We start from the raw sequence: 7,840 nt of genomic DNA on the forward strand, positions 1-7,840 counted from the left end.
CGTTCCCGCGCACCATCCGTGATTCATGCGCTCGCTCGCCTTATGAGCTGTCGAGCGCGAAGGGGAACCATATGATTCGAGTACCAACAGAAATTCTGCGATCAGTCGCTCGCCTGTGTATCGAACGAAGCAGGCTTTCTTCGAGAAAAATTTCTCGTGCTTGCGACTGTTCAGCAGGAACAGCTCAGAAAATCCGTGACCGTGATGTATCGACCAACTTGACGCTGGAGAAAATTCAGGAATCGGACGACGCGGCGCTGGTTCTCGCACTGTTCGGCGAACCCCAAGCTCCTGCCTCACGTAGTCCTCGCCCGGACTGGGAGGATGTCCATCACCAGATGGAGCAGCCGGAGGCAACGCTGACCTGCATTTGGGAGGACTGGAAAGAAATCACGCCCAAGGCCATCAGTTACCCGCATTTCGCCAGGTTGTATCGCCACTGGCTAAAACGGCGATCCTTGACCTTGAGAAAAATTCATCGCGCCGGCGTCAACACGTTTATCGACTACGCCGGTGGCACTGTGGACATTCATCTGCCGGACGGGACGGTTCGCCAAGCATGTGCGTTCGTCGCGGTGCTGGGTGCCAGCAATTACACCTTTGCGCACTTGAGTTGGACGCAGTCTGTGCCGGACTGGATCGATTCAAACAACCGTATGCTGGAGTTCTTTGGTGGTGTTACGGAATTCGTCGTTCCCGACAACCTGAAATCTGCGGTGATTCATGCTGGACTGAAGCGATTGCAGCTCAACAAGCATTATCGCGAGTGGGCGGATCACAATAAGACGGTCGTGCTGCCGGCCCGCGTCAGGAAGCCGAAAGACAAAGCAACAGCCGAGGTGGGTGTGCAGATCGCACAGCGCCACATCCTCTGGCGCCTTCGCAAGCGCCGTTGGCACAGCCTTGAAGAGGCGAATGCAGAACTACTGAAGCTCCTTGAACGATTGAATGCCCGACCGTTCGCAAAGATGCCGGGATCACGGTTGCAGCGTTTCCTCGAAGTCGACAAGCCAGCGCTAAAGCCGCTCCCTGCAACGACATATGAGCCGTGCGAGCTAAAGTTCAGCCGATCCGTAGGTTCGGACTACCACGTCGAGCATGATGGCAACCACTACTCGGTTCCGCACGCGCTCGCCCACACCACGGTCGACATGCGCGTAACTCGAACCGTTATCGAAATCCTTCGAGGTGGTCGACGTGTTTGTAGTCATGAAAGGTGTCAGGGCACCAATCAGCGGATCACCATTGAGCAACATATGCCTGACGCGCACAGGCATTTCACGAATGGCGAACCCAGCGCTTTGACCGATTGGGCGCGGAGAACGGGTATATCAACAAGCACCGTCATCGACGGGTGGCTTGTACCCGGTAGTCATTTTTATCAAGGCTTGATAAGCGCGCGTGGGCTACGCATTGAGGGTGATGCATTCGGGGCATCACGGATCGAATCAGCCTGCCGGCTCGCCCTGGAGATCAAGTCGACGACGCTCAATGGCATTCGCACCATTCTTAGAACCGGGTCGGACTTGCGTCCACTTAAAAAACCTGAGCCTCCGCGAGTGATCGACCATTCGAATATTCGGGGCGCCGATTACTACGCCACATCTCAGGACTAGGCCATGATCGTCGAACAAACACTCGCCAATCTGCGGAGCCTCAAGTTGAGGTCGATGGCTGCGGTCTACGATCAGCAGCTAGGTGCTCCCTCAGCACAGGCGCTCAGTTTCGATGATCGACTGGGCGTCATGGTCGATGCAGAGCTGAACGCCAAGAACGACCGAAAGTTGCAACGGCTGATCAAGGAGGCGTCGCTGCCGGAGGTCGTGCTGCTCGAAGATTTGTCGTTCAGCAACTCGAACGGACTCGATGCTGCGTTGATGCACTCGCTTGCGACAGGTGATTGGGTACGGCGGGGTCTTAATGTCGTCTTGTCAGGCCCCACTGGCAGCGGCAAAACGTGGACGATCTCCAGCCTTGGCACGCAGTCATGCCGGCAAGGTTTCTCCGTGCTCTACCTGTCGGCCGGCGATCTCTATGACCTGTTGAAACGCGCTGAAGCCGATGGATCGTGGCCGAAAGTGAAACGCAGGCTGATCGGCTACTCGGTACTGATCATCGACGATTTCGGGATGGCACCGATTCCCGCCGAGCATGGGCATGTCCTGCTGGACATTATTGATAAGCGGCATCGGTCTGGCTCGCTCGTCATTGCCAGCCAGTTCCCTGTCTCAAAGTGGCATTCGTTCTTTCCCGACCCAACGATGGCAGACGCGGTCCTTGATCGCATCGTCCACCAAGCTCATGAAATTCAGCTCAAGGGCGAATCGTTACGGAAGCTGCAGGGGAAGAACCGTCCTCTGAAAAGGTCCTAGTCGTCGCGCTGAGGTCCCCACTGATTGTCGCCATCGCAGTCAGATTGCTGATTCTGGTCAACGCTGCCAGCGACTCTGGTTTGAAAGCTGCCACCCGTACTTTCGAGCGTGGGTCCGATAGCAGCCCTGACCGGACAACCAACTATCGAAGTTGCAGGAGCGAAGCGGACCTTCGGGCACGGGGCCGTGCCGGTGGCTGCATCGATTCGAGCATTCCCGAGCGCAATGCATTCGGGGTGGGCTACTCACAACGCCTTCTTCAATCAAGCGGGCTGACTCCCACCCCTGAACACCCTTGCCGAGGACATGGGTGTAGATCACCGTTGTCGAGACGTCGTTGTGACCCAGAAGCTCGTGGATGGTCCGGGCGTCCTGGCCGCGTTCCAGCAGGTGCGTCCCGAACAAGTGGCGTACGGTGTTGCAGTTTGCTGGCTTGGAAATGCTGCCGCTGCGGATGGTCTGCTTCACGGCCCCTTGCAGGGTGGCTTCGAAGACGTGGTGACGTTTGGTCTTTCCCGAATAAGGATCGACCGATCGCTTCGAAGACGGGAAGAGGTATTGGCTCATCCTCCCCGGCGCGAAGCCTCGGAGAAAGCCTGTGGCATGACGTTCGTCGGGCATCTGCTCAAGCAGCGAGGAACTGTGCCGATGCAGAAGGTTTATATACTTGGAAAAGCATTACAAATGTTTCATCCCAAGCCCACCGTAGCTTAACGAGCCGCCGGGTTTCAAGTTCATGCGTGTGAAAATCCGATGGATACAGGGCGCGTTGGCGGCTGCGGCATGTTGGGGAGCCTTGGTTGCTGCCAGCGCGTATCACGAACGCAATCAGGCACTTGAAAGATTGTCCGAAGTGCTGCGTGGAAGTGCGCAGGCGGCTGCTGATGCCGAAGCCAATGCTGTCGAAGCCCGTCGACGCGACGTCCTCTTCCTGGTCAACACCCCTCCGCCTGCCGGCATTGTCCGCGCCGCCGGAAATAATGGCTTTGATGCACTGGAACGCTCGACCCTGTCGCACTGGATCGGGCGGATGCAGACGATCTTCAAGGCCTATCTGAGCGCCAATCCGGAGGTGGATCAGCTGCGCTTGATCGGACGTGCCGATGGGGGGCGGGAAATCGTCCGCGTGGAGCGCCGCGCGGACGGATCAATCATTGCGGCGGATGGCGATGCTCTGAAACGGCAGGGAGATCGCGACTACTTTGTCGCAGCGATGAAGCTGGCGCCCCCTGCGGTTTACGTCTCGGATTTCACACTGAATCAGGAATCCGGCCAAGTCGAGATCTCCCATCGGCCCATCGCCAGGGTGGCCACTGCGGTTTCCAGCCCCGACGGCATGTCCTTCGGCATCGTGGTGGTCAACGTCAATAAACAGCCGCGCATCGAGAGTTGGCGGGCGGCCGTTCCGCCGGGTGCTTCGCTTTACGTGATCAATCAGGACGGTGACTTCATCGTCCACCCGGATTCACGGCAGGTCTTCGGATTTGATCTCGGGGTCCGGCACCGCTGGCAGGACGAATTCGAGCCGGTCGAGGGTGCCGCCACGGGCCCCGGACTCGCGGTTTGGCAGCGGGGCGACGCCCGCTTCCACGTGGCCGAAGTGAGGCTCAGGCGCCAGACGGAAGATCCGAGCCGTGAGTTCCGCTTTCTGGTCGCGATGCCGGATCAGGCGGTCGACGCCGCCGTCTGGACCCCGGTCTGGCACTTTGCATTGGCGTTGGCGGCGGTTGCGCTGGTCCTCGTCGGCGGCGCGTTCTGGTATCTGCGCCGCCGCATCGAAATTATCGATCAGCAGCAACGCCTGGCGGCAATTGTCGACAGTTCCAACGACGCGATCATCGGCGAGGATCTTGACGGCATCATCACCAGCTGGAACAGCGCCGCCGAGCGCATCTTCGGCTACAGCGGCAGAGAGGCGGTCGGCAGGGCGCTTGCCGACCTGCTGGTCCCGCTTGATCGACGGGATGAGGAGATCCGGATCCTGAACGCTGTCGTCCAGGGCGACACGGTTGGTCACTTCGAAACGGTGCGCCTGCACCAGGACGGCCGACGGCTCGAAGTCGCCGTTACCGTCTCGCCAATCCGCGACGCTGAGCGACGCATCGTCGGAGCGGCCAAGGTCGTCCGTGACATAACCGCCAACAAGAAAATCCAGCGCGAACTCCATCAGGCCCAGCTGCGTCTCGAGCAGACCACCCATGCGATGGGCATTGGCTTGTGGGATTGGGACCTGACGAGTGACCAGCTCCGCTGGGATGGAACGATGTTCGAGCTCTACGACCGTGAGCGGGAAGCAGGGGAACCCAGCTACCCCGACTGGCAGGCAAGCGTGCATCCCGACGACTTGATCCCTGCGGAGCGCGAGATTCAAGGTGCCGTTGCAGGGCGCGGGGACTTCAACACGTCATTCCGGGTACGTACTCACAGCGGACAATTTCGACACCTGCTGGCCAAGGCCGTCGTCCAGCGCGATGAGATGGGCACGCCCATCCGCATGTTGGGCACCAATTTCGACATCACGCAGCTCAAGGAGCAGGAAGCGCAGTTGCGCGATCTGCTCGAGCGCCAGCGAGGGGAGGAGGCGCGCTGGCGGCAGCTTGCCAATTCGATGCCACAGCTGGTGTGGACCTGCACCGGCGAAGGGTATTGCGATTTCCTCAGTGAACAATGGGTGCGATACACCGGGATTCCCGAGGACCTGCAATTTGGCAGCGACTGGCTGGATCAGGTCCACCCCGACGACAGGCCGGGACTGGCCTCGCGCTGGCAGCAGGCAGTCGATACGCGAGGCGTTTTCAGTATCGAATTCCGGATCCGTCGGCACGATGGGGTGTATCGCTGGTTCGATACCCGCGCCGTGCCCTTGCTTGATCCCGACAGTGGCGCGGTTCTGCGCTGGGTCGGCAGCAATACGGACATCGAAGACCGTCGCCGCGCGGAGTATTCGGTTCGTGAACTCAATGCCACGCTCGAGAATCAAGTGGCCGAGCGTACCGAGCGTCTGCGCGCCGCAACCGCCCTGCAGACGGCCATCCTCAACGATGCGGCTTTCGCCATCATCTCGACGACGGAAGACGGCGTGATCAATGGCTTCAATCCGGCCGCCGAACGCCTGCTGGGCTACGGTGCCGATGAGGTTGTCGATAAGGCCACACCGGCAATCATCCATGACCCAGACGAGATCGAGGCACGCGCCAAGCAGCTGAGCGAAGAACTGGGGCGTCCGATTGCCCCCGGTTTCGAGGTGATGGTCGCCAACGCCCGTAGTGGTACGCCCGACAGCCACGAATGGACCTACATCCGCAAGGATGGCTCGCGCATTCCGGTCTGGCTCTCGGTCAGCGCGCTGTTTGACGAGCAGGCTCGGCTGATGGGTTTTGTCGGTATGGTTCTGGACCTCACCGAGCGCCGGGCCCAAGAGCAGAAGCTGCGTGATAACGAGCGCTTCCTGCGTGCTCTGACCGACAACATCCCGGGCATGGTCGGCTACTGGGATCGGGAGCTGCGGTGTCGCTATGCCAATCGAGCCTACTTCGAGTGGTTCGGCAGGACATCGGAGCAAATGCAGGGCGTCTACCTGCCAGAACTGCTGGGCGCCGACCTCTACACCCTCAATGAGACCTACGTACAGAACGCTCTTCGGGGGGTGACACAACGTTTCGAGCGGGCGTTGCTCCGCCCTGACGGCAGCGATGGGTACACTTGGGCCCACTATATTCCCGACATCGACAACGGGGAGGTGCGCGGCTTCTACGTGGTCGTCAGCGACATCACGGAACTCAAGCAAGCGCAGATCCAGCTTCAGGTGCTCAACGCGTCGCTATCGCTCCGCACACAGGAGGCCGAGGCGGCGACCAAGGCCAAGAGCCTGTTTCTCGCCAACATGAGCCACGAGATCCGCACGCCGATGAACGCCGTGCTTGGCACCGTCCAGCTGTTGCAGCGCACGCAGCTGGCGCCGCTGCAGGCCGACTACGTACGCAAGGCCGAGGCTTCCGCCAAGGCACTGCTCGACATCATCAACGACATTCTCGAGTTCTCGAAGATCGAGGCCGGACGGCTGGAACTCGACGTACACCCGTTTCGGGTCGACACGCTGTTGCGCGAACTGGGCGCCATCCTGGCGAATACGGTCGGCAGCAAGAACGTCGAACTGCTGTTCGACATCGATCCTGCGGTGCCGCTCGAGTTGAGTGGTGACTCGATGCGGCTGCGGCAAGTTTTGATCATTCTTCTTGGCAATGCCAGCCAGTTCACGTGCCCTGGCGAGGTGGTCCGCGGGGTGCGGTTGCTGGAACGTCAGCCGCATCAGCTTCGGCTGGCATTCGAGGTTCGCGATACCGGCATCGGCATCAGGCCGGATCAGCTCGAGCGGATTTTCCGTGGCTTCGAACAGGCCGAGGCGTCGACGACGCGACGCTACGGAGGTACTGGACTGGGCTTGGCCATCAGTCAGCGACTGGTTGCACTGATGGGCGGCGCCATTTGCGTGGAGAGCACTCCGGCCAAGGGAAGCCGCTTCTCCTTCGATCTGGAGCTGCCGCTGCCTGCCTTGCAGCAATCAGATCAGCCACTGGTTCGACGGCCAACTCACCTTCGCGATCTGCGCATCCTCATCGTGGACGACAATGCGGCTGCCCGATCGATCCTGTCCCGATACGTGGAATCCTTTGGCTGGCACGTTGACGTGGCATCGAGTTCAACGGATGCACTGATGCAACTGGGTTCTCGAGCGGACGGATGTGAGCCTGCTTACGACGTGGTCTTCATCGACTGGCGGCTGCCTGATGAAGACGGCTGGCAGCTGATCGAACGGATTCGCGCGGGTGGTGAGCGTCGGCGCCTGCCGTTCGTGATCATGGCCACCGCACACGGCCGTGAGGCACTCGCTACGGTGATCAGCCGCGATGGCGCAATGCTCGATGGCTTTCTGGTTAAGCCGCTCACCCCGTCCATGATTCTCGATGCCGTTGCCGATGCGCTGGCCGGGCGTGGCATGTTGCGGCGAGCTGTGAACGATGTGGCCCCGATTCAGCGACTCTCCGGTCTGCGTCTGCTGTTGGTGGAGGACAATCTCACCAACCAGCAAATTGCGCACGATCTGCTGCAGGGGGAGGGCGCGGATGTGGACGTCGCCAGCAACGGACGCGCCGGCGTCGATGCAGCGATCGGCACGGAGCGCCCCTACGATGCCGTGCTGATGGATATCCAGATGCCGGACATGGATGGCTACACGGCAACGCAGTTGATTCGTCAGGCAGAAGGGCGATATCGGCTGCCGATCATCGCGATGACCGCAAATGCGCTCCCGCAGGATCGTGCGGCCTGCCTGACTGCCGGCATGGACGATCATGTCGGCAAGCCTTTCGACATTGATCATCTCGTTGCAGTACTGCTGCAGCACACTCGAGGTGTAGCGGTCGCGCGAAAGGCCGAGGTCGGCGAGGAAGCCCATGACACCTTTGCGA

The 7,840-nt window shown here is 60.3% G+C and carries 4 protein-coding genes; 3 read left to right on the forward strand and 1 reads right to left on the reverse strand.

Annotated elements, in window-relative coordinates:
* Together istA and istB are read left to right on the forward strand one after the other, a co-directional pair.
* Positions 1 to 1,616: IS21 family transposase (gene istA / locus QZY06_RS04815; protein ID WP_295680906.1), on the forward strand; the 1,616-nt coding region annotated here is incomplete at its 5' end.
* A 3-nt stretch (positions 1,617 to 1,619) separates the two neighbouring features.
* Entirely contained in the window at positions 1,620 to 2,372 is a 753-nt protein-coding gene (gene istB / locus QZY06_RS04820; RefSeq protein ID WP_295680909.1) for an IS21-like element helper ATPase IstB, read from the forward strand.
* Positions 2,373 to 2,429: 57 nt separating this feature from the next.
* Here the strand turns inward: istB and QZY06_RS04825 are convergent, their stop codons facing one another.
* Positions 2,430 to 2,993, reverse strand: coding sequence for a tyrosine-type recombinase/integrase (locus QZY06_RS04825; protein ID WP_367275564.1), 564 nt, complete (start codon positions 2,991 to 2,993; stop codon positions 2,430 to 2,432).
* Between the two features lie 232 nt (positions 2,994 to 3,225).
* On the opposite strand from QZY06_RS04825, the gene QZY06_RS04830 reads away from it, so the two are divergent.
* Positions 3,226 to 7,840, forward strand: a 4,615-nt coding sequence (locus QZY06_RS04830) for a PAS domain S-box protein (RefSeq protein ID WP_295680914.1), incomplete at its 3' end; no start/stop codon positions are given.

This window comes from uncultured Nevskia sp. (genome assembly GCF_903885465.1).
GTDB lineage: Bacteria > Pseudomonadota > Gammaproteobacteria > Nevskiales > Nevskiaceae > Nevskia.

Excerpts from the sequence above, each read along its gene's own strand:
- istB (WP_295680909.1), top strand. The coding sequence starts at position 1,620 with ATGATCGTCGAACAAACACTCGCCAATCTGCGGAGCCTCAAGTTGAGG.
- QZY06_RS04825 (WP_367275564.1), bottom strand. The coding sequence starts at position 2,993 with ATGCCCGACGAACGTCATGCCACAGGCTTTCTCCGAGGCTTCGCGCCG.